This window comes from Acinetobacter sp. SK-43, assembly GCF_015351505.1.
In the GTDB taxonomy this organism is placed as follows: Bacteria; Pseudomonadota; Gammaproteobacteria; order Pseudomonadales; family Moraxellaceae; genus Acinetobacter; species Acinetobacter junii.
The window spans coordinates 36,277-57,542 of the sequence record NZ_JADKPY010000085.1 but is presented as its reverse complement, the minus strand read 5'-3'; the positions used below and the strand labels follow the sequence as shown (position 1 = coordinate 57,542).

The following is a 21,266-nucleotide window of genomic DNA, read 5'->3' as shown; positions in this document are numbered from 1 at the left end:
CGCCTTTCTTTTGCTCCTACTTTTTTCATGAATGCTGTCGTAATCGCGATTGCCGTGATGTTTATACTGTCACTGGCACGAGTTTCTGTTGTTCTCACTTTAGTGATTTCAGCCATTATTGGTGGTTTAGTTGCAGGTTTGAGTCTTTCCCAAACTGTGGAAGCATTTAATGCTGGTTTAGGTGATGGTGCTGAAGTTGCCTTAGCGTATGCAGTATTAGGTGCTTTTGCTTTAGCACTTTCTAAATCAGGTTTACCTGACTTACTTGCGCATAAATTGATTGGTTTACTGGGCTTTGAAGCAAGTAAAAATCAAGAAAAAAAGGTGAAGTATCTTTTATTAACCATTTTGTTAATTGCAGCAATCTTTTCGCAAAACTTAATCCCAGTTCATATCGCCTTTATCCCTGTACTGGTACCTCCATTACTGAAAGTCATGAACCATCTAAAATTGGATCGTCGTGCGGCAGCATGTGTGCTAACGCTTGGTTTAGTGGGAACATATATTTTCCTGCCTGTTGGTTTTGGTGCGATTTTCCTTGAACAGATTTTGATGGGAAATATTAACAAAATTGGTGCAGCGTATGGTTTGCATGTCGAACGCAGTATGATGCCGATTGGAATGGCTATTCCTGTTTTAGGAATGGTTCTTGGTACGCTTGTGGCAGTGTTTGTGAGTTACCGTAAGCCACGAGAATACGTAGATCTTACAATCACAACGGTAAAAACTATTGATTTAGATAAACCATTGCGTACAACATCTCAAGTTGAGCATGATCCCAAAGCCGATGCTGAAGAGCTTCGACATGAAGCAGAAAATGTACCGACAATTTCTAAGAAAACCATGTTTATGGCTTTGCTTGCAATTGTGCTGACTCTGGTTGCACAACTGTATTCTGGTTCTATGATTCTAGGTGGATTGGTTGGATTTGCTGTGCTATCCGCTTCTGGAATTTTTAAATGGCAAGATGCGGATGATGTTTTTGTGCAAGGCATGCGGATGATGGCATTGGTAGGCTTCATCATGATTTCTGCTGCTGGATTTGCATCAGTCATGACGCACACAGGCGATATTAATCAATTGGTAAATGGTGTGGTCAATATCATTGGTGATAATCATGCATTAGCTGCATTTCTGATGTTATTTATCGGCTTATTTGTTACGATTGGGATTGGATCATCTTTTTCAAGTGTGCCTGTATTGGCTGTTATTTATGTACCGTTGTGTGTGCAATTTGGATTTTCACCATTGGCGACGATTGCATTGATCGGTACAGCCGCAGCTTTGGGAGATGCAGGATCTCCAGCATCGGATTCAACTTTGGGACCAACGGCTGGTTTAGGTGTGGACGGTCAACATGATCATATTTGGGATACGGTCGTTCCAACATTTATTCATTTTAATATTCCTCTTTTGATCTTTGGCTGGATTGCAGCCATGATTCTATAATAATCTTTCTAAATAAAGGTCCTGATTAAGGGCCTTATTTTTTGTGAATTAAATTACGTATTTTATTTATTTAATATCTTGGTTAACTGATTTTAAAATAATCATGTGATATTTTTCGTCTCTTTTTTATTCTATTCAAATAATGATGACTTTATATTAAAAATTGTGGTTTCATTATTTTTAAGTAAAATTAAGTTCTATTTTTTAAATAAATTTACCAGTCTTTATTAATGGTTAATTCTGATAAAATTGCTTGGTTTTATAGGTGTTTATCTTGACCTAAATGGTCTGGATTAAAGTTATATTACATATTTTAACAATTATATTTTTTTGTTATTCAATGGATTAGATAAATAATTAAAATAGTCGGATTTTATCTCTATTGTATAATAATTTGAACTGGTGTTTATTATATTGGACAAGAACATAATTTTTTAAATGAGGTTATTTAAATGTTAAAGAAAGTTTTAGTGGTCGCATTATTGGGGTTATCTTCAACTGCATTTGCAGGAGGTTTTCAAATTAAAGTGGGTGCGAGTTTAATTGACCCAACAGCAGATACAACGCTTGCACCTGGTGCTACGGTAAAAGGGGATGATGAATTTGCATTTACACCGTCAGTTGAATATTTCTTTGGTGATACACCGTTTTCTGCTGAAGTGTTATTAGCTAATCCTATTAATCACGATGTTTTATTAAATGGTGAAAAGGTTGCAAGTGTGCGCCAATTACCACCAACAATTACAGCAAAATATAATTTTAAAAATTCAACTCGTTTCACGCCTTATATCGGTGTCGGTGGTACAGCATTTATTGCATGGCATGAAAAAGGCGTGGCAGATGACGTAAAAAATGCATACGGTGTTGCAGGTCAGTTAGGTTTCAATTTCCAACCTGCTGATGCGAAAAACTGGGGTGTGTACTTTGATGCACGTTATGCAGACATTAGCCCTAAAGTTAAATTAGTTGATGGTACTAAATTTAAATTAGACTTGAATCCAATGGTCTATACCCTCGGTTATAGCTATAAATTCTAAGTCATCTAGTTGTGCAAGCCTCACATTATGTGGGGCTTTTTTATATTAAAAACCTACATAAAAATAAAAAAACTGCTCGTATGATAAATAGAATTCACTATATTTATGTGTGATTTGATATGAAATTTAAATTAGGGTGTATTGGATTTATTTTGTTTCCATTATTTATGTCATCTGTGGAAGCTGCTAGTTTTCCATGCCATCAAGCAAAATCAACGGTTGAACATCAGATTTGTAATCAACGAGAATTAAATGATGCCGATGTAAAGTTGGCAACAACTTATCAAATTATCTTGCATGCTCTTTCAATGGGAGGGCGTGATGCTGAAAAAGATAAGCAGTTTCAATGGTTGAAACAGCGTAATCGTTGCGGTGCCAAAACATTATGTTTGAGTAAAGCGTATTTACAAAGACAACAACAACTTGATCGTATCTTACAAGATCGCGTGTTGAGTCAAGGACCTTTTTAGCTCAGGTAAATTTGAGTGATTTAGATAAAAAATTGCATTTTAAGGATTGAAAAATTTTAGTTATACACCATTCATAGATCATTCCAAATTGATAAGCCTCACAAATAAGGAGTGATTTATGAGTGAACAAGCATCACAAAATTATAGTTTCCAAGCTGAAGTTGCTCAGTTATTGCATTTAGTGACGCATTCTCTCTATTCAAACCCAGAAATTTTCTTACGTGAACTCATTTCGAATGCATCAGATGCATGTGATAAATTACGTTTTGAGGGAATTAATCATCCCGAATATTATGAAAATGATCCAAATTTACGAGTGCGTCTGACTTTAGACAAAGAAAATAAAACGCTTACAATTTCAGACAATGGTATCGGTCTAAGCCAACAAGAAGCGATTGATAATTTAGGTACGATTGCAAAATCAGGTACAAAAGATTTTATGTCTAAGCTGACTGGTGATCAGAAAGCAGATGCGCAATTGATCGGTCAGTTTGGTGTTGGTTTTTATTCAGGTTTTATTGTTGCGGATAAAATCACTGTCGAATCTCGTCGTGCTGGTTTAGCTTCAACAGAAGCGGTACGTTGGATTAGTGGTGGAACCGGTGAGTTTGAGGTTCAAAACATTGATAAAGCAACACGCGGTACAGATATCATCTTGCACCTACGTGATGATGCACTGGATTATTTAGAATCTTGGAAAGTAAAACAAATCGTTAATAAATATTCTGACCATATTAGCTTGCCAATCGAAATGCAAAAAGAAGTCTGGCAAGAGGAAGAGACTGCTGAGGGCGAAGAGCCTAAAGGTGGTCAAATGGTCAAAACAGATGAATGGGAAGCGATTAACTCTGCGAGTGCATTATGGACACGTAGCAAGAGTGAAATTACTGAAGAGCAGTACATCGAGTTTTACAAAAATTTAAGTCACGACTTTGCAGAACCATTGGCTTGGGCACATAACCGAGTTGAGGGAAGTACTGAATATACGCAATTGTTGTATATCCCAAGTCAAGCGAAACAAGATTTATTTACCCGTGAAGCAAAAGCTGGCATTAAGCTATATGTGAAACGTGTTTTCATCATGGATGAAGCAGATAATTTGATTCCAAATTATTTACGATTTGTACAAGGTGTCGTGGATAGTGCTGATTTGCCATTGAACGTCAGCCGAGAGTTATTGCAAGAAAGCCGTGATGTTAAAACGATTCGTGAAGGGAATGCACGCCGTGTATTAACCTTATTAGATGGTTTAGCTAAATCTGAAGATGAAAAAGATCAAGAGAAATTCAAAAAATTCTATGCGGAATTTGGATCTGTACTAAAAGAAGGTCTAGGCGAAGACTTTGGTAATCGTGAACGCATCTTAAAATTATTGCGTTACGCAACGTCGACTAATGATGAGGTTGTTACGTCTTTTGCTGACTACAAGTCGCGTATGAAAGAAGGTCAGAAAGCTATTTATTATGTGACGGCTGAAAGTTTGAGTGCTGCTAAAAACTCTCCTCAGCTTGAAGTATTTAAGAAAAAAGGCATTGAAGTATTGCTGATGGCAGATCGTGTTGATGATTGGGCGATGAATTTTGTCCATGAGTTCGATGGTACGCCATTACAGAATGTTTCAAAGGGTGCTGTTGACTTAGGCGATTTACAAGATGCTGAAGAGAAAAAAGCGCTTGAAGAGGCAGCTGAGCAGTTTAAACCTGTCGTCGATCGGTTGAGTGCCTCACTCAAAGAAAAAACTAAAGAAGTCCGTGTGACTACACGTTTGGTGGATTCTCCAGCATGCTTAGTCACTAGTGAGGCTGAACTCTCACCTCAGTTGGTACGAATGCTTAAACAAGCAGGGCAAGCAGTTCCAGAGATTAAGCCTACCCTTGAAATTAACCCTGAACATCCACTGGTGAAAAAGTTAGAAAGTTCTGAGCAATTTGATGACTTAGCGAATGTGATTTTTGATCAGGCTGTTATTGCGGAGGGTGGTTTACCTGAAGATCCAGCAGCATATGTAAAACGAATCAATAGCCTACTATTGAAGTAGTTTTATCTCATCTGATAGCAAAAAACCTCTAAGTGATTAGAGGTTTTTTGCTATGGATAAACTTAAAGTTACCCACAAGATCGCTGTTAATTTCATCAAAACAAACTTTCAAAGCGAACAAATGTACTGACGTAATGGCTTCGATCTTCACGGTGGTCGTTAAAATAATTGAGATCTCCTTGTACATAGAACCATTCGCGCCAAAGAGGTTGTCGCCAAGATACAAAAGGTCCCCAACTATTTAGACGTAAATCGTTGTTATCGTAATAGCCACCCGTGTAAATACCGTACTTAAAACTATTGTGTGCGAAAAATTGGTGTTGGCGGAATGTACGGTTGTCCCATCGTAGATCATCATCTTGTGTATCAGCATAGGTCAAACTGAGTTGATTTGATAAAAAAGGTTGGTTTGGGCGTGCGTGAATCAGTTCTAAATTTGTTCGAAGATAGTTTTCACTTTTACTGCCATAGCGATAGATTTGTTCAGCATTGAAATTAAAGTCATGATCTAAATCCCAATATTTTTTTGCTCTCAAACGTAAATAAACATCATCACCAGAGCGAATACCGATATCTGCATCGGTATCAAATGGTAGTCGTTTGGAGAAATTTGACCAACGTAATGCGATTGATCCATTACTGTCTCTAGTTTGTTTTGAATCAAATTTTTTATCAGGATCTTGATTCGGTTGAGTGTTGGTATTGGCAACATTGTTGTCAAACTCATCATCAAGGGAGTCATCACCAAAAACCACACTGAATTTTTTTTCTAATGTTGGTAGTTTGATTTTTCCACGAATACGAGGTTTAACCTCATATTGATCATATTTATTCCAATAATTATCAACCAAGACCCGAATGGTAGCTGAAGCAGGCTTTTCTGGATCTACATCTCCAAACCAATCATCAATTTTGACAGAAGTTCGATCTGCCCAATTCCGAATATCTTTTTGTTTGCGATCAATCCAGGTTCTATCTTCTGTTTCTGAAGTTGGTGGAACGATAGGTTGATCAGATTGTTCAGGAAGTATAGTAGGTGTAGCATCGACCCATTTAGGTATATAATTTAATAGATTTGACGACTCTGATGCATGAGCTTGTTCACCCTGAACGGATGTTTCTTCAGTGGCGTAAGTGGCTTGAGTTATTACGCCGAATGGAAGAGCCAAAAGTGTTGGAACAAGGGCGATAGGGACCGTTTTTAAAAAAGTATTCATAATTTAAGCTTATATATTGTTCTTCTTTTCACTCTTTATTATTTCGTTATTAAAATCAATATTTAGACACAAAAAACAGCAATTTATCAGAGAGCTATACAAATAAACTTTAAAAAAATAAGCCACATTCTGAGATGAATGTGGCTATATAAATCTTGTGATAGATTTTTGTTATGCTGAAACGTCCGCCTTAGCTAAAGCATCATACAAGGCGTGGACTGAGATCGGTTGAGCTAAACTACTAATCACTTGTCGAATCAATTGCCATGTATAGCCATTTGTACGATCAAGTAATAAGAATGGATAGGCTTGGTCTTCAGAGGAAAGTTTGATGCGTTCTAAGCCATGTATCACACGAATTTTTTGACGTTCTTTTAACAGAATAATTGGTGTAAGGAAATTAGCCGCTGTTTCATCAAAAGGAATGAACTTCTGTGTATTGATAAATGATGCTGGAATATATGGATAAGCATCTTCATCACGTTGCCAAACTGTATGACCATTCATGATGCATTCATTAAACAACGTTTCATGTTGATGATAGTGCTGTTTAAAGGTCGTCCAATGTGTCTGATGTATGGAGCTGGTACGCGTATGGCGTTGATCAGTGTAGGTTTGTAAAACACTCGTTGCATATTCAACGCTGTGTGTACCAATTAAGACAACATAATGTGAAAATTGACCTTGTGCATAGAGTTGTTCAGCTAAAAAGATTTGCGCTGTCTCCCAAATTGGCTGTTCATCATTTTCGGCTTTTAAATATAACCAATCAATTTTAATGTTTTGATTAATCTCATCATGTAGATCTACATGATACAAAGATGGAAAAACTTTTGGATCTACACGTTCAAGTCGGCAAACTAAACCATCTAGATTAAATTCTGTATTTAGAGGTTTAATTTTTTCTAGATTCGCAGTCGGTCGAGAAGCGGATTTAAAACTTGGTTTTGGTCTGCTCGCAACTGATGGTGTCGAAGGTGCAATTGGTGGTGCAGTTTGTAATTTTTCTTGAATAATCGCTTCAAGCTGTGCATCGAAATTCGCAGTTTTCTCTTTAAGCACCGTTAACACATCCTTGGTTTCAGTTTGAGTTGCCTTTGTTGTTGAATCTAACCCAGCTTCACTGATTGGTTCTAAGATTGGAATGATTTGTTTTAGCTGCTCATCAGTTTTGACATATTGCTTAGCGTGTTTAGTTAACCATTCTAAAGCTTCTTTACTTGAGTCCATCCACGGACTTTTCAAAAATGACAAAGCAGGACGAACCACCCATACCTGCCAATGATTAGCTTGGCGTAAGGTTGCCCATCCCATATCAGGAGCAGCAAATAAAGCATGCTCAATTTTTTCTGAGAAGTTATATGTGCCGTAATAAGTCATCGAAAAACCATATGCAGCAAGTTCCTCTGATGGGACTTCTTCTTGTTGTATATATTGTTTGAACTGCGCTAATTCTTCTTGAAAAAGAGGGTCATTACATGATGCACAAATGTCTTTAATTCTTTTTTTTGATTTGGCAATTTCAAAAAGCGAAGCTTTATTATCATTAAGCCCAACAATAAGATGTTTGAGCTCATCAACCAATAATGCTTTCTCTAATACGTCCATTGCTTATTTCCTTAGAGATAGGCTTGAGCCTGTTTTAAATAATAAGTAAGTACAACATTGACAGCATCTTCAAGCAATTTGTATTCAGTCGTGGTTGTCAAAGTGTGCTGTTTTGCCAATGCTACAAGCTGTTCTACACATATTTGTTCTGGTTGAATCTGACCGTTTATTAAGGCTTGTAACTCTTGCATTTCCATAACAAAAGATTGTCACTTTATGACGATTATAGAAGAAAAATGCGTAAAATCTATAGTGCCTAAGTTATTCAAATTCTGTATTTAAATTTGCTAAATCGAGATTTAGATCATACTTTTGGCTTTAAAACTGCTACGTATTAAAAGATAGAATCGGATAATTAGATGGCTATACACAAAGATATCTATAAATTTAAATTCTTTATGTGAGCTTCATCACAAAGCCTGTAGTCAAAACTTGATCAAAGTAATTACAGGATTTGTTTCATATTATTTAGTGCAATAAAAATGCCTGATTTGTGATCAATAATGATTGGAATTGTATTGATTTTTACATGCGTGAAGCGCATAGGTTTCGGGGTGAACCGAAACCTATGTGATGAATGATGTCTTAATGTTTGATTTCACAAGATTCATCATTACATTGAGCTGAGTTGTCCTGCTCAATGCTTTCTACTGATGTGGTTTGTGCTTGTTGAAGTGCTTGTAAAAAGATTTCTCGAGGCTGTGCGCCCGAAAGTGCAAGTTTCTGATCAAAAACAAAGAAAGGAACGCCTGTGACCTTCAATTGCTCATGTGCAATTTTTTCATCATGACGTACAAAGTCAGCTAATTCATCTGAATCTAACACGTATTCAACTTCAGCATTGTCTAAACCAATACGTGAAGCAATTTCCTCAACAACTTCTCGCTCGCCAATCGCCAAACCTTCAGTCATATAAGCATGGAAAAAAGCTTCTTTTGCTTCATTACCTAAACCTTTGCTTTGTGCCAAATGAATGATGCGATGAGCGTTAAAACTATTCCCAGAGTTGGCTTTTTGCCATTGGAAATCGATGCCTTCAGTCGCTGCCATAGCGGCGACATTACGCTCCATTTCTTCCATCTCTGCATAACTACGTCCATACTTTTGCGCGAGACGTTGAGTATTTGAAACCTCGTGTTTTGCAGGGGCGTCAGGATCAAGTTCAAAGCTATGCCAATGAATATCTAGCTCAATGCCTGCTTGTTCAGCTACATGTTCAAGACGCTTTTTTCCGATGTAACAGAAAGGACAAACTACATCTGACCAAATATCAACGCGCATAAAATTTCTCTTCAATTATCGTTAAAAGAGATAATAGGGGCGTAGTTGCTGAATTTAAAGCGATTAAAATGTAATGCTCCGTTACGAGAAGTGAAATAAAAACTATATATATTGTTTTCTTATTGATTAAACTGACTTTAACAACAAAAAATAAAATGAAGCTAGGGAGGCTTTATGCGCCGTATTTTAATGATTCTCGGTGTGATCGTGGTATGTATAGGGGCATTTTTCATCTATCAAAATAATTCAAAACAGCGAACAATTCAAAATCAGAAAATGTTTGATGTCGTGATGGCAGAAAAAATGCGTGAGCTGTATATCCAAGCACAGGATTGGTCAACGCCCGTACAATTGGAGGTTGAAGATGATCGGCTATCTGGTGATTATCAGTTGATGTCGGAGTTTCTACTGAATTATTGGAAGGAGAATATTGAGGCGCGTAATCACTATTTACGTCAATTAAAAGCAGCGCAGTGGGATGCATTTTTAGATGTAGAAAGATTGGAGCGTGATAGTAAATCAAACTATAAAGAAACAGAGCAAATGTTTAGCGATGTTCGCCGTGCATCATTAGAGTACGATAAAAAACGTCAGCAGATACAATCTCAAGCTTTAGCTGATGCCAAAGAACTTTCTCTAGATGCTGACTTACAGCAACGCCTACAACAGAAACTCGCCAAGAATATGCATGTTGATCCAGCTCAAGATATTTTTGCTATAGAACAGCAAATCATTGAAAAAGCCCAAGCGATGTTTGATTTGTTAAAAAAATATGAATGGCAGCGACAAGGAAAACTTATTTTATTTCATGAATCTGCCCAAGTCCGCAAATTCAATACGTTATACCAAGATGTTTTAAAGCTAAATGCTCAAATAGAGAAAATTAAAAATAACAATGTTGCTGTTTTAGAAAAAGAGCTCTAGGTTATTTAGACGATACTGGTTTGAACTAAATTAAAAGTTTTTGAGGAGAGTTGACGTTAAAAACATGAATTTATGGCAACTTTTTAGCAAAGTTCGACCTTTTGTGAAGCCTTACAGACTATTGGTGATAATCACCTTAATCCTGACGTTGATTGGAGCATTGACCGCTCAGGTTAATGCTTTAACGCTGCAATATGCTGTTGATCAAATCAATCGTTTAGTAGAAGCGGGAGATGGTCTTGCTCAAGGTTGGCATATTTTAGTAACGATCAGTGTTATTTTACTTAGTAAAGAAATTATCAGTACTTTGATTCAGTTTGGGCAAAAGTTATTTGGTGAACGTCTCAGAATCATGGTGTCACAAGATGTTGCCCAAGCAATTATTGAGAAATTTCTGACTTATCGACTTTCATTTTTCACTCAAGATGACAACCAAGCGGGAAAATTACAAACCCGTATTGATCGTGGTATTGGTTCGATTACACGTTTGATTCAAATCTTCTTTATCGACATTTTGCCTTTATTCAGTAGCGCGATTCTCGCATTGGGTTTGATGTTCTATGCTAATTTTTGGATCGGACTAGTCGCCCTAAGTATCGTGCCGATTTATTTTTGGTTGACCTTTAAACAAGCGCAGAAATTAGGTGGAGTAAGACGGAGTTTAAGAGATGGTCGTGAGCGGAAAAGTCAGGGTATTCTGAGTATTATTAATTCGATCACAGTCATTAAGTCGTTTAACCGTGAACAAGTTGAAGCTGAAAAACAACTGATCTTACAAAAGCAGCTTACCGACAATCAGATGCACACGCGTCAAATTAGTTTTATTTTTGATGGCGTTAAAACTTTTACTGAGCAAATTGGGATCGTTTTTATCATTATCCTCACCGCATATTTTGTGTTGATTGGCGACATGAGTATCGGGATGATTATGTTTCATATTTTACTATTCAATAATGTTTCAGCTCCTATTCGTTCATTGCATCGTATTTATGATGAGGTCAATGATGCCATGATTTATGCGGAAAGTTTTTTTCAGATTCTTGAAGCGGATAATCAGATTGAAACCTCAGGACAGCAGAAACCTTCACAACTCAGTGGAAAGTTTGAGTTAAAACAGGTCGATTTCTTCTATCCAAATGGTCATCATGCGCTTAAAGAAATTAGTATGACCATACAACCCAATAAAATTACAGCACTGGTGGGATTATCTGGTGCAGGCAAATCGACTTTAATCAGCTTATTGGATAAATTTTATTTACCGCAGACAGGACAAATTCTGTTGGATGGTATTGATTTGAATGATATGGATACTCAATATTTGCGAGATCATATTGGTTTAGTGCTGCAAAAAAATCATATCTTTCAGGGCACGATACAAGATAATATTTGCTATGGAAAAATGGATGCCAGTGAAGACGAAATTATCCAAGCTGCTAAAAAAGCATCAATCCATGAACAAATTTTAAAGTTACCTAAAGATTATCAATCTGATGCATTGTTATTGTCTGGTGGACAACAGCAACGAATCGCAATAGCACGTATGTTTCTGAAAGATCCGCCGATTATTTTTCTAGATGAACCGACAGCGAGTTTGGATGCAATCGCAACAGAGCAGATTAAGCACAGTTTAGATGAAATCAAACAAGGGCGAACCGTGATTATTATCTCTCATAGTCTTTCTCAGATCATTGATGCTGACTACACCTATGTCATGCAAGATGGTGCCATAGTTGAGCATGGTGAACATCATCAACTTTATCAGCAACAGGGTGTATATAAAGATATTTTTGATGCGATGGCTAAAAGCCTAAATATCGAAAAGATCGCTAAAACTTTTGATAATGAAGGCGAAGAAGAAACACATAGTTGATATGACGCATTGATTTAGAATCAACATAGTAGGAAGGTCTTTGAGCATCTTTCAGAACAATGATCAAAGACCTATTTTTTATTTAATCAAAAATCTTTTCAGCTGCTTGGAACGGTAAGCTCACTACGTCAATCGCCACGGCAAATGGCAACAAAACGAGTTTTTCAAAAGGATTCATACCTGATTTAGAGCTATAAGTTTCTTGTTTGTGGGTATAAATCGAGACTTGATAAGGTTTACTCAATGCTTTTAATGAACTGAGATTATTTGCAGCAGGGTAGACTACGCCCGCCAATTTAATATCAAAACAAAAGCGTTGAGCTTGCATACGTTCGTCACTAGATGATGAACATTCTTTGGCACCATTCTCTATGAAAAACTCTAAGTCCTTTTTGTTCAGGTCTTCTTTGAGTTTTACATAAGACAGCGGCAATGTACCTGAGAAATTTCCATCATTCTTTTCCGAATAGAAGTTGAGTTCTCTGGTGATTTGAATATTTTTAGGATCAAGTTTATTGATCAAAGTGACAAACTGAGTGCCGCCTTGCGTCAGGATATAACTGTTTTTTTGACCTGCAATCACAATACTGTCTTTCGGTAAGTTCGCAGATGCTTGCGCAGGTCGTCCGAATGCAACGACATTGTCCTCAACTAACATGACACGTTCAGTACGGGTATATGTTTTACTGTCTTTAGTAATCAGGGTTTTAGTTGCACATCCAGTTAAAGCAACGCCTGTTAGCATGCAGATCATTGTTATTTTTGCTGATGTTGACGACATCCATTTACTCCTAATATTTTGAATTTTAAATTTAAAAAAGAACAAAAAAATGAAAATAGCTCTTAGGACAATAATCAAAAAAGACGATATATGCGAGGTTTTTTTGGCGTTGAAATTTGATTTTTTACAAACATCTAACAGATGAGTCTATTTTAATTTTTTTTATCTAAAGTTTAAAATTTTAATGAAATTTACCGTTTATCTGACCTCTGCTGAATAAAACAGCACTTTGTTGTAGCCTATAGGGTAGATGCTTTTATTTAATCTCATCACGGATTTGATGACTGAGTTTTGGAGCAGAAATGAACTTACTCAAACGATCATTGCTGATTACGATGTTAACTTATATCGGTATTGCCACTGTTCAAGCCGAAGAACAGGTAGGTTCTTTGCCTACGATTCGTATCATGGCAGAATCAGAGCTACGTGAAGAGGTTGGTTTGGTTCCTTTTCAGGAAGATATCAAAGTCCGCCAAGCCCTACAACATTATATAAACAAGCAGCAGACTGATATTCAAAATGCTCAACTCACCGAAGTCACAACTTCGATGGATTATCAGCCGAGAACCGTACAGCCTGATTTATCTCAAGTTTCACCTTTTTTAGAAGATTACATTATGGCTGTTGCGATGGGCTTTCAGTCATCTAATCCAAGTAATGGGGTCTTCAAAATGTTAGAACCCCTCAATATTAATCGGGATAATGCGAATGCATTTCGTGAAGGCACAATAAAAGTAAGTTTGGATGATCTATTAAAATTACAACAACAAATTGAGGCGGGTTTGAAAACACCTCAGAACTTTCTAACACGTTAACTTAAATCATATGTTGAGATAAAAAATCCCCGTAATGGTACGGGGATTTTTTTATTTATTCTTTTATATATCGCTCAAAAATTGCAGCAAAATCATAGTTTTCAATCTTTTTACGATGCTCCGTCAGTTTTGTTTCAACTTGAATCGTTGTTTGCGAAATGATACTTGGTAAATTTAATAACACTTGCTCAGGAAGTTCACGTAACGAGAACATATTATTTACAGCTTGTTGTGTTGAAAAAAGCAATGATGATTGGCGCTCGATTTCTTTACAAGCCTCACCAATGCTAAACAGTGCTTTATATAAATCGCGCACTTTTTCAATTTGTGATTTTTCAATATCAATTGAATATGCTGCACCGCCTAGATGGAACTTGAGTTCTACATCACGGTCTACTGTACCTGCAGTTTCGAGCTGAACATGACTGATTTGATAATGTTTGTAGGGATATCGGTTTAAAGTACGTTTTTTACTTACAGCACTTGTACCATCGAGATGGATGAAAGCAGAGTTTGTGAAACAATATTCATCAGTTTTGGCTTTGATCAGGAAAAAGATTTTTTCGTTATCTTCATGAAAAATATAGTCATCAATATCAGTTTTGTCATAGTCTCTTGGTTCGATGATCCGACCAATGTCGCTTGTCCCCATTAAATCTGCTGCCATATTTTTAAACATTGTTAAAGCCTTATAATTTTTGGAAATCCGATATTAATCTGATGCCACTTTGTTTGTCTATAGACTTTATTTGGGTTGATCGCTGTTTTAAATTCTCTAATAAATAGAATTGGTTATAAAAAAATCCCCGCACATGGCGGGGATTTTTCTTTTATCTCAGTGTCGATTAAACACGTTCGATAATTGTCGCGATACCTTGACCAAGACCGATACACATAGTCGCAAGACCAATTTGTGTATCTTGTTGTTCCATCACGTTCAACAATGTAGTAGTGATACGAGCACCAGAACAGCCTAATGGGTGACCTAATGCAATCGCACCACCATTCAAGTTAATGATGTCTTGTTTATCATAGATGCCTAAGCCTTTCATTACTGATAAGCCTTGAGCAGCAAATGCTTCGTTTAATTCGATAGTTTGGATATCCGCCATCGTTAAACCAGCACGTTTAAGCGCTTTTTGAGTTGCTGGAACTGGACCGTAACCCATGATTGCAGCATCACATCCTGCAATAGCCATAGAACGAATCACAGCACGTGGTTTTAAACCAAGCGCTTGAGCACGTTCAGCAGACATAACTAACATTGCAGAAGCACCGTCAGAAAGGGCAGAAGAAGTTGCTGCTGTTACTGAACCACCTTTAGGATCGAAAACTGGTTTCAACGCTTTGAATGCTTCAAGGTTTGCGTCAGCACGAATCACCTCGTCGATGTCGCAAAGGATTTTGAAACCATTTGCATCATGACCTTCAACACCCACGATTTCGTTTTTAAAACGACCTTCTTGTGTTGCAGCCCATGCACGACGGTGAGATTCAACACCGAACGCATCTTGTTCTTCACGAGAGATACCGTTCATACGACCTAACATTTCAGCCGTTAAGCCCATCATGTTAGATGCTTTTGCATAGTGTTTAGATGCTTCAGGGTTAAGGTCGATGCCGTGCATCATACCTACGTGACCCATATGCTCTACACCACCGATGATGAAGATGTCACCTTGGTTGGTCGCAATTTGTGCAGCAGCAGTATGAAGTGCTTGCATAGAAGAACCACAAAGACGGTTAACGGTTTGACCGCCAGCAGTCTTTGGAATATCAGCTAATAAACCAATGTTACGAGCAATGTTCATACCTTGCTCTAAAGTTTGGTTTACACAACCCCAAATGATGTCTTCAACTTCGTTGGTATCAAACTGGTTACGAGCAACAAGTGCACGTACTAATTCAGCAGATAAACTGTCGGCACGTACATTGCGGAACATACCGTTACGTGATTTGCCCATGGCAGAACGAACGCCATCAACAATCACAACGTCACGTGGATTTAAAGTAGCCATTCACGTCGCTCCTTAACCGTAGAATTTTTTGTTGTTAGCAGCCATGTCACGCAACATTTGTGGCGCTTCATAAGCTTTACCTAAGTGTGCATATTTGTCGCAAAGCGCAACGTATTCAGCAACACCAGTTTGGTCGATATAACGGCATGGACCACCACGGAATGGAGGGAAACCTACACCCATGATCATCGCCATATCTGCTTCAGAAGCAGTTGCAACGATGTTGTCTTCTAAGCAACGAACTGTTTCGTTACAGAAAGCAAGCATCATACGGTCAATGATTTCTTGTGGATCAAATTCACGTTTTTCGCCAGTCACGAAAGGCGCAATGATTTCGTAAGCTGTTGGGTCAACAGTTTTCGCTTTCTTACCTTTCTTGTCTAACACATATTTGTAGAAACCAACATCGTTCTTTTGACCAAGACGTTTTGCTTCGTACATCGCTTGGATAGAACCTTTGTAATCTGGCTTCATACGGTCAGGGAAACCTTCAGCCATCACTTCTGCGCCATGTACACCTGTATCGATACCAACAACGTCGATCAAGTATGCAGGACCCATAGGCCAACCGAATTTCGCCATTACATTATCAACTTGCTGGAAGTCAGCACCGTCTTTAACGAGTAGGTCGAATGCACCGAAGTAAGGGAACAATACGCGGTTTACCAAGAAACCTGGGCAGTCGTTTACAACGATAGGTGTTTTACCCATTTTCTGAGCAAGAACAACAGTTGTTGCGATTGCTTCATCAGAAGTTTTTTCACCACGAATAACTTCAACCAATGGCATCATGTGTACTGGGTTGAAGAAGTGCATACCAACGAAGTTTTCAGGACGTTGTAATGCTTTCGCAAGGCGTGTAATCGAGATTGTAGATGTGTTAGATGCAATGATCGTGTTTTCACGAACATGCTTTTCTGTATCTGCAAGTACGATTTCTTTAACTTTAGGGTTTTCAGTTACCGCTTCGATCACGATATCCACTTCTTTAAACTCATCGTAGCTTAAAGTAGGACGGATGCGAGCAAGGGTTTCACCCATTTGCGCAGGTTTCATTTTCTTGCGTTCAACTTGCTTCGTTAGCAAGCCATTCGCTTCTTTCATACCTAATGCAAGTTGTGGATTACCAATATCTTTCATGATGATTGGAGTGCCTTTGCTTGCCGCTTGGTAAGCAATACCACCACCCATAATACCAGCACCTAATACAGCTGCTTGGTTTACAGGATGAGCACCTTTTTCATATTTTTTCGCAGTTTTCTTCACAACTTGATCGTTGATGAATAAACCGATAAGTGCGCCAGCTTGCGGTGTAATCGCAGCTTTAGCGAAACCTTGAGCTTCTGCTTTTAATGCGTCGTCACGAGTTGAGCTTGCACCTGCTTGTAATGAGTCAAGCAATAATTTAGGAGCAGGGTATTGCGCAGGGTTTGCTTTAGCAAGAACCGCACCTTTCGCTGTATTGAACGCCATCATTTGTTCAAGTGGGTTCAATTTAATTGCGTCTAATTTTTCTTGACGCTTTGCTTTCCAGTTCAAACGACCAGCAAGTGCTTGTTTAACTAAGTCAACAGCAGCTTCTTGAAGTTTGTCAGCAGCAACAACTGCATCTACAGCACCATCTTTAAGCGCAGCAGCTGGCTTCTTAGGATTCGCCATTGCCATCCATTCAACAGCATTGTCGATACCGATCAAACGGCTTAAACGAACGCTACCACCAAAACCAGGATAGATACCAAGTTTGATTTCTGGTAAGCCAACTTGTGCTTGTTCAGACATGACACGGTAGTCACACACTAAGCACATTTCAAAACCGCCGCCAAGCGCCATGCCATTGATCGCAGCAACTTTAGGCATTTCTAAATCTTCAAAGCTATTGAAGATTTCGTGAACAGGCATAAGCCAATCAATGATTGCTTGTTCACCAGCAGCGAAATTGTCGCCGAATTCAGTAATGTCAGCACCAACGATAAATGTTGATTTTCCAGAAGTAACAACTAAGCCTTTAATATCGTTATTGGCTTTAACTGCAGCAATTGCTGCTTGGAAGTCTTCAATGGTTGCACGGTTAAATTTATTAACCGACTCACCTTGTAAGTCAAAGCGGAATTCTGCAATTCCGTCCGCAAGCATTTGGACGGTAATGGCATTGCCAGCGTGGATCATGCCTGATCTCCCTTGTTGTGGAGGATTCTGAGTTGATGTCATAAAAGCGTGTGTGTGGATATAGGCACACAAAATGCTTCGCTAATCTTACGATAACTATATCCAAAAAGAACATAACAAGTTGTATCAAGCCGTGACGCTAGGGTCATCTATTGTTTTGATGGATCATTTTTTATTATTTTAATTAATTTAAATCAATGGTTTATTGTTGTTTATAATGATGATTGTAAATAAAAAATGCTGAAATGAATAAAATAATATCCATAAGTACTTACAACAATAAATTTATCTAGAACACTCATTTACTGTGGAATATGTGCTTTCTTAAAGGAATAGATATTAAATTTTATTTGTTCAAAGGCAAATTCTTTATTTTGGTCTATTTCTTGCTGCATTTTTAGAAGAAAATCACATTTAGCGCTAGAACCTTGAAATAGGGAAGCTGTGGTTCTTTTAAACATTCACAGCATTTATTTTTCATATTTAAACACCGTCATCAGCTGACAAAAAATGTTAGTTAATGCTTGAAGTGGAAAGTGAAAATAAAGGCTAGAATTTAACTGAAGATGGTTTGCACACTTAGAACAAGATAGAACTGAAAAATCAATCCAATCCGATTCTCGATAATCTTGTTTGAGGATGAGAGGTGTCAGGATGAATCCAACAGACCAAACCTTGATGCAACAAATGCATATTTCCTCAGAGGAAATAGAATATCGAAAATCTTTATTGTCGTTGACGAATAAAGAACTTCTCCAGTTGGTTCAATTAGGTATAAAGCTTGAGCCTTTATTTGATCAAGTTGTGATGGAGTTTTATCAACAACAAACTTCAGTAGCCGAAATTGCAACTTTGATTGGAGATGTAGATACCTTATCTCGTTTACAACGTGCGCAACGACAATACGTCACTGAGTTATTTTCTGGGACTTATGATGCCAATTACGTTAACAACCGTCTAAGGATTGGTTTAGTGCATAAGCGGATCGGTGTAGAACCCAAATTATATTTATCGGCGATTTATCATCTCAAAACTAGATTAATGACTTTGGTGTATGAGCAAATTGGACATACAGATGAATATCATCAAGTTGTGCAAACTCTAGAAAAACTATTCATGTTTGATATTTCTTTAGTTGTTGAAACCTATGTTTGGAGTTTAGTCAGTGAAATCAAATCGTCTAAAGAGAAAATTGAACAATATGCCAATGTCCTCGAAGATCGCGCACAACAAATGGAAGCATTGTCACAAACTGATCCTCTGACAGGTTTACTGAATGTTCGACATTTAAATAGTATTTTGAATGCAACTATATGTACGGCTGAACATACTTTAGAACCTGTGACGGTGGTATTTATTGATATTAATGATTTCAAAATGATCAACGATACATTTGGGCACCCACGTGGCGATCAAATTTTAAAAATAGTGGCAGATGGTATCCGCTATGTTGCTCGACTTGATGATCATTGTTTTCGATGCGGAGGTGATGAATTTTGTATCATTTTCCCAAGATGTACAGAATCTCAAGCGATAGAGAGTTTTGTACCTCGTTTGGAGCAATATATTCGCCAAATAGAACCTTCAATTAGCTTGAGTATCGGTGTCAAACAAACCGATCATGTTGAAGGGTATATTGATGCAACAACCTTAATCCATGAAGCCGATGCAAGAATGTATCAGGTGAAAAAAGAGCGTAAAACAAAAATATAGTTTTAAAAAAAGTTATTAAGTTTTTGAAAAATAGAATTAAAAAAAATTAACTCGCTATCCAAGTCGGAGTTTGAGTAAAAGCGGCTAGAAATTGTGAGGGATGGTGTTAAAATTTGGCGATTAATTTTTAAGTGCCGATATCAATGATTAAATGGATCATATTAGCGATCTTTATCATTTCGGCGTTGTATATTCAGCGTCGTGGTAAAGTTAAGCATTCGTTTTATCGTCAATTTTTTGACCATTCTACTGTGCTCGCACCGATTAATTTCTTAATGTACATGTTTTCTAAAGTACCGAATCAACCTTATATCGATACTCAATATTTCAAAGACCTAAAAATTTTAGATGAAAATTGGGAAATGATTCGTGATGAGGCGAAAGCTTTATACGACAAGGGTGGGATTAAAGCTTCAAGTAGTTACGATGATTTAGGTTTTAACTCATTTTTTAAAACAGGTTGGAAGCGTTTTTATCTTAAATGGTACGATTCAGCACATCCGTCAGCTGCTGAGCTTTGCCCAAAAACGACGGCTTTGTTGAAAACATTGCCAAGTATTAAAGCTGCGATGTTTACCGAGTTGGCACCAGATAGTCGTTTAGTACGACATCGTGACCCTTATGCAGGTTCGTTGCGTTATCATTTAGGTTTGATTACGCCAAATGATGACCGTTGCTTTATTGATGTGGATGGCGAACGTTATTCATGGCGTGATGGTGAAAGCGTTGTGTTTGATGAAACCTACATTCACTATGCTGAAAATAAAACAGATCAAAACCGTATTATCTTTTTCGCTGATGTAGAACGCCCATTAAAAACCCGTTTTATGGAAAAGTTTAACCATTGGTTTGGAAAAAGTGTCATGACCGCAGCCAGTTCACCTAATGAGGCAGGCGATCAAACAGGTGGCTTAAATAAAGTCTTTGGTTATGTTTATCAGTTTCGTTTAAAAGCCAAAGCCTTAAAAGCCAGTAACCGTCAGTTATATTATTTTTTAAAATGGTTCCTCATGTTAGGGATTTTCTTCCTGATTTTTATAAGACCGTATGTTTTTTAACAAAGATGCCCGCAAGGGCATCTTAAATATCAATAAAAAATAGAGCATCTATACAAATGATTCCAATTGGAACATGGAGTTTTTTTCATTTCTTTCTGCTGCTGATTTGCCCGCTTTTGGGTGGGATATTACTCTATATTTTTTTAGGCTGCTTTATTGGTTTTATATATAGGAAATATAAATTAAAACAAAAGGTTGTATTCTTTACTCGAAGCATGAAACTGCTCCTGTTTGTGGTCATCTTAATGAATAGTTGGAGTCTTTATTTGTCATATTCTTTCTATCAAATTGTACAAGAAATAGCACAAAAGGATGAAAATAAGGCAAAACGCAGTCGCTTTATTTTGGATCAGGATTTTCAATTTGATCAGCAACTTTTTCCAAAAGGTACACTCATTAATCTCTATAACGTGCATGATGCAGGAGAGGATTTTCGTCCTTTAAGTCTATATGGTTTGCAGGCTGCACAATTTCCACGACCCATGTATATTGCAGGTGTTTGGGTAGATGCGTACAAGGAGGAGTCTGCTTTTGTGCAGTTATTACAATTGGCACAGGATCAGGTAATCGCTCCTGTTTATATGAATGATCATAAAGGTGGATGGGTGTTGGACTCAACACGCAAAAACATCCGCTGTCAAAAAGGACAAGTGGCAGAATTTCGGGTAGGTGATCAATATTATCCAGATAAAGACTATTCAAAAGAAAATTGGTATGCCGAAGAAGTGATTACCTTTAAACCTGCGTTATGGAAGTTTGTGGGTTGCACGACAGCAGCCCCGATATTGCTTGAACCTGCGTACCAGTAAGCTATGCATTTT

The 21,266-nt window shown here is 37.6% G+C and carries 18 protein-coding genes; 10 read left to right on the top strand and 8 right to left on the bottom strand.

The annotated features are described in order from the left end of the window. The first annotated feature begins 27 nt into the window (after positions 1-27). The 4 genes from IRT38_RS17090 (at position 28) to htpG (ending at position 4,994) form a co-directional block, all read left to right on the top strand. The gene (locus IRT38_RS17090; RefSeq protein ID WP_194598328.1) at positions 28-1,449 is read left to right on the top strand and encodes a Na+/H+ antiporter family protein; all 1,422 of its coding nucleotides are present in this window, start codon (positions 28-30) and stop codon (positions 1,447-1,449) included. Positions 1,450-1,901: 452 nt separating this feature from the next. Next, positions 1,902-2,486, top strand: a complete 585-nt coding sequence (locus IRT38_RS17085) for an OmpW/AlkL family protein (RefSeq protein WP_194598325.1) — start codon at positions 1,902-1,904, stop codon at positions 2,484-2,486. Positions 2,487-2,605: 119 nt separating this feature from the next. Then, entirely contained in the window at positions 2,606-2,956 is a 351-nt protein-coding gene (locus IRT38_RS17080; protein ID WP_194598324.1) for a lysozyme inhibitor LprI family protein, read from the top strand. Between the two features lie 118 nt (positions 2,957-3,074). Further along, positions 3,075-4,994, top strand: a complete 1,920-nt coding sequence (gene htpG / locus IRT38_RS17075) for a molecular chaperone HtpG (RefSeq protein ID WP_194598323.1) — start codon at positions 3,075-3,077, stop codon at positions 4,992-4,994. A gap of 95 nt (positions 4,995-5,089) precedes the next feature. On the opposite strand, the gene IRT38_RS17070 is transcribed toward htpG, so the two are convergent. The 4 genes from IRT38_RS17070 to IRT38_RS17055 all read right to left on the bottom strand — a co-directional run bounded on the left by IRT38_RS17070 (position 5,090) and on the right by IRT38_RS17055 (position 9,100). Then, positions 5,090-6,211 (bottom strand): hypothetical protein, encoded by a 1,122-nt coding sequence (locus tag IRT38_RS17070; protein WP_194598322.1) that lies wholly within the window; start codon positions 6,209-6,211, stop codon positions 5,090-5,092. Positions 6,212-6,382: 171 nt separating this feature from the next. Beyond that, entirely contained in the window at positions 6,383-7,819 is a 1,437-nt protein-coding gene (locus IRT38_RS17065; protein WP_004916908.1) for a hypothetical protein, read from the bottom strand. Between the two features lie 11 nt (positions 7,820-7,830). Beyond that, positions 7,831-8,016, bottom strand: a complete 186-nt coding sequence (locus IRT38_RS17060) for a hypothetical protein (protein ID WP_194598321.1) — start codon at positions 8,014-8,016, stop codon at positions 7,831-7,833. Between the two features lie 388 nt (positions 8,017-8,404). Beyond that, complete coding sequence (locus tag IRT38_RS17055; protein WP_112987529.1) at positions 8,405-9,100, bottom strand: DsbA family oxidoreductase; 696 nt, start codon at positions 9,098-9,100, stop codon at positions 8,405-8,407. Positions 9,101-9,274: 174 nt separating this feature from the next. Between IRT38_RS17055 and IRT38_RS17050 the strand changes: the two genes are divergently transcribed. After that, positions 9,275-10,024, top strand: coding sequence for a hypothetical protein (locus IRT38_RS17050; RefSeq protein WP_099949306.1), 750 nt, complete (start codon positions 9,275-9,277; stop codon positions 10,022-10,024). A gap of 64 nt (positions 10,025-10,088) precedes the next feature. Continuing rightward, a complete protein-coding gene (locus IRT38_RS17045) occupies positions 10,089-11,894 on the top strand; it encodes an ABC transporter ATP-binding protein (protein WP_194598320.1) in 1,806 nt (601 codons plus the stop codon). An 82-nt stretch (positions 11,895-11,976) separates the two neighbouring features. On the opposite strand, the gene IRT38_RS17040 is transcribed toward IRT38_RS17045, so the two are convergent. After that, complete coding sequence (locus tag IRT38_RS17040) at positions 11,977-12,675, bottom strand: hypothetical protein (RefSeq protein ID WP_125297390.1); 699 nt, start codon at positions 12,673-12,675, stop codon at positions 11,977-11,979. Between the two features lie 302 nt (positions 12,676-12,977). Here IRT38_RS17040 and IRT38_RS17035 point away from each other — a divergent pair, with 302 nt between their 5' ends. Next, entirely contained in the window at positions 12,978-13,490 is a 513-nt protein-coding gene (locus IRT38_RS17035; protein ID WP_004916891.1) for a hypothetical protein, read from the top strand. A gap of 55 nt (positions 13,491-13,545) precedes the next feature. Here the strand turns inward: IRT38_RS17035 and IRT38_RS17030 are convergent, their stop codons facing one another. The 3 genes from IRT38_RS17030 to fadB all read right to left on the bottom strand — a co-directional run bounded on the left by IRT38_RS17030 (position 13,546) and on the right by fadB (position 17,674). Continuing rightward, positions 13,546-14,169 carry a PH domain-containing protein gene (locus tag IRT38_RS17030; RefSeq protein WP_194598319.1) on the bottom strand — a complete coding sequence of 208 codons (624 nt, stop codon included), beginning with the start codon at positions 14,167-14,169 and terminating at the stop codon, positions 13,546-13,548. A 166-nt stretch (positions 14,170-14,335) separates the two neighbouring features. Next, a complete protein-coding gene (fadA, locus tag IRT38_RS17025) occupies positions 14,336-15,508 on the bottom strand; it encodes an acetyl-CoA C-acyltransferase FadA (protein ID WP_005403562.1) in 1,173 nt (390 codons plus the stop codon). Between the two features lie 12 nt (positions 15,509-15,520). After that, positions 15,521-17,674, bottom strand: coding sequence for a fatty acid oxidation complex subunit alpha FadB (gene fadB, locus IRT38_RS17020; protein ID WP_004957445.1), 2,154 nt, complete (start codon positions 17,672-17,674; stop codon positions 15,521-15,523). 654 nt (positions 17,675-18,328) lie between these two features. On the opposite strand from fadB, the gene IRT38_RS17015 reads away from it, so the two are divergent. The 3 genes from IRT38_RS17015 to IRT38_RS17005 all read left to right on the top strand — a co-directional run bounded on the left by IRT38_RS17015 (position 18,329) and on the right by IRT38_RS17005 (position 21,254). After that, the gene (locus tag IRT38_RS17015) at positions 18,329-19,387 is read left to right on the top strand and encodes a diguanylate cyclase domain-containing protein (protein ID WP_194598318.1); all 1,059 of its coding nucleotides are present in this window, start codon (positions 18,329-18,331) and stop codon (positions 19,385-19,387) included. A gap of 143 nt (positions 19,388-19,530) precedes the next feature. Continuing rightward, positions 19,531-20,445 (top strand): lipid A hydroxylase LpxO, encoded by a 915-nt coding sequence (gene lpxO / locus IRT38_RS17010; protein WP_194598317.1) that lies wholly within the window; start codon positions 19,531-19,533, stop codon positions 20,443-20,445. Positions 20,446-20,711: 266 nt separating this feature from the next. Beyond that, positions 20,712-21,254, top strand: a complete 543-nt coding sequence (locus tag IRT38_RS17005) for a hypothetical protein (protein ID WP_112987185.1) — start codon at positions 20,712-20,714, stop codon at positions 21,252-21,254. Positions 21,255-21,266: the final 12 nt, after the last annotated feature.

Bases quoted from the DNA above. Each gene is read 5' to 3' on its own strand.
- IRT38_RS17090 (WP_194598328.1), top strand. From the start codon at position 28: ATGAATGCTGTCGTAATCGCGATTGCCGTGATGTTTATACTGTCACTG.
- IRT38_RS17085 (WP_194598325.1), top strand. From the start codon at position 1,902: ATGTTAAAGAAAGTTTTAGTGGTCGCATTATTGGGGTTATCTTCAACT.
- IRT38_RS17080 (WP_194598324.1), top strand. From the start codon at position 2,606: ATGAAATTTAAATTAGGGTGTATTGGATTTATTTTGTTTCCATTATTT.
- htpG (WP_194598323.1), top strand. From the start codon at position 3,075: ATGAGTGAACAAGCATCACAAAATTATAGTTTCCAAGCTGAAGTTGCT.
- IRT38_RS17070 (WP_194598322.1), bottom strand. From the start codon at position 6,211: ATGAATACTTTTTTAAAAACGGTCCCTATCGCCCTTGTTCCAACACTT.
- IRT38_RS17065 (WP_004916908.1), bottom strand. From the start codon at position 7,819: ATGGACGTATTAGAGAAAGCATTATTGGTTGATGAGCTCAAACATCTT.
- IRT38_RS17060 (WP_194598321.1), bottom strand. From the start codon at position 8,016: ATGGAAATGCAAGAGTTACAAGCCTTAATAAACGGTCAGATTCAACCA.
- IRT38_RS17055 (WP_112987529.1), bottom strand. From the start codon at position 9,100: ATGCGCGTTGATATTTGGTCAGATGTAGTTTGTCCTTTCTGTTACATC.
- IRT38_RS17050 (WP_099949306.1), top strand. From the start codon at position 9,275: ATGCGCCGTATTTTAATGATTCTCGGTGTGATCGTGGTATGTATAGGG.
- IRT38_RS17045 (WP_194598320.1), top strand. From the start codon at position 10,089: ATGAATTTATGGCAACTTTTTAGCAAAGTTCGACCTTTTGTGAAGCCT.
- IRT38_RS17040 (WP_125297390.1), bottom strand. From the start codon at position 12,675: ATGTCGTCAACATCAGCAAAAATAACAATGATCTGCATGCTAACAGGC.
- IRT38_RS17035 (WP_004916891.1), top strand. From the start codon at position 12,978: ATGAACTTACTCAAACGATCATTGCTGATTACGATGTTAACTTATATC.
- IRT38_RS17030 (WP_194598319.1), bottom strand. From the start codon at position 14,169: ATGTTTAAAAATATGGCAGCAGATTTAATGGGGACAAGCGACATTGGT.
- fadA (WP_005403562.1), bottom strand. From the start codon at position 15,508: ATGGCTACTTTAAATCCACGTGACGTTGTGATTGTTGATGGCGTTCGT.
- fadB (WP_004957445.1), bottom strand. From the start codon at position 17,674: ATGATCCACGCTGGCAATGCCATTACCGTCCAAATGCTTGCGGACGGA.
- IRT38_RS17015 (WP_194598318.1), top strand. From the start codon at position 18,329: ATGAATCCAACAGACCAAACCTTGATGCAACAAATGCATATTTCCTCA.
- lpxO (WP_194598317.1), top strand. From the start codon at position 19,531: ATGATTAAATGGATCATATTAGCGATCTTTATCATTTCGGCGTTGTAT.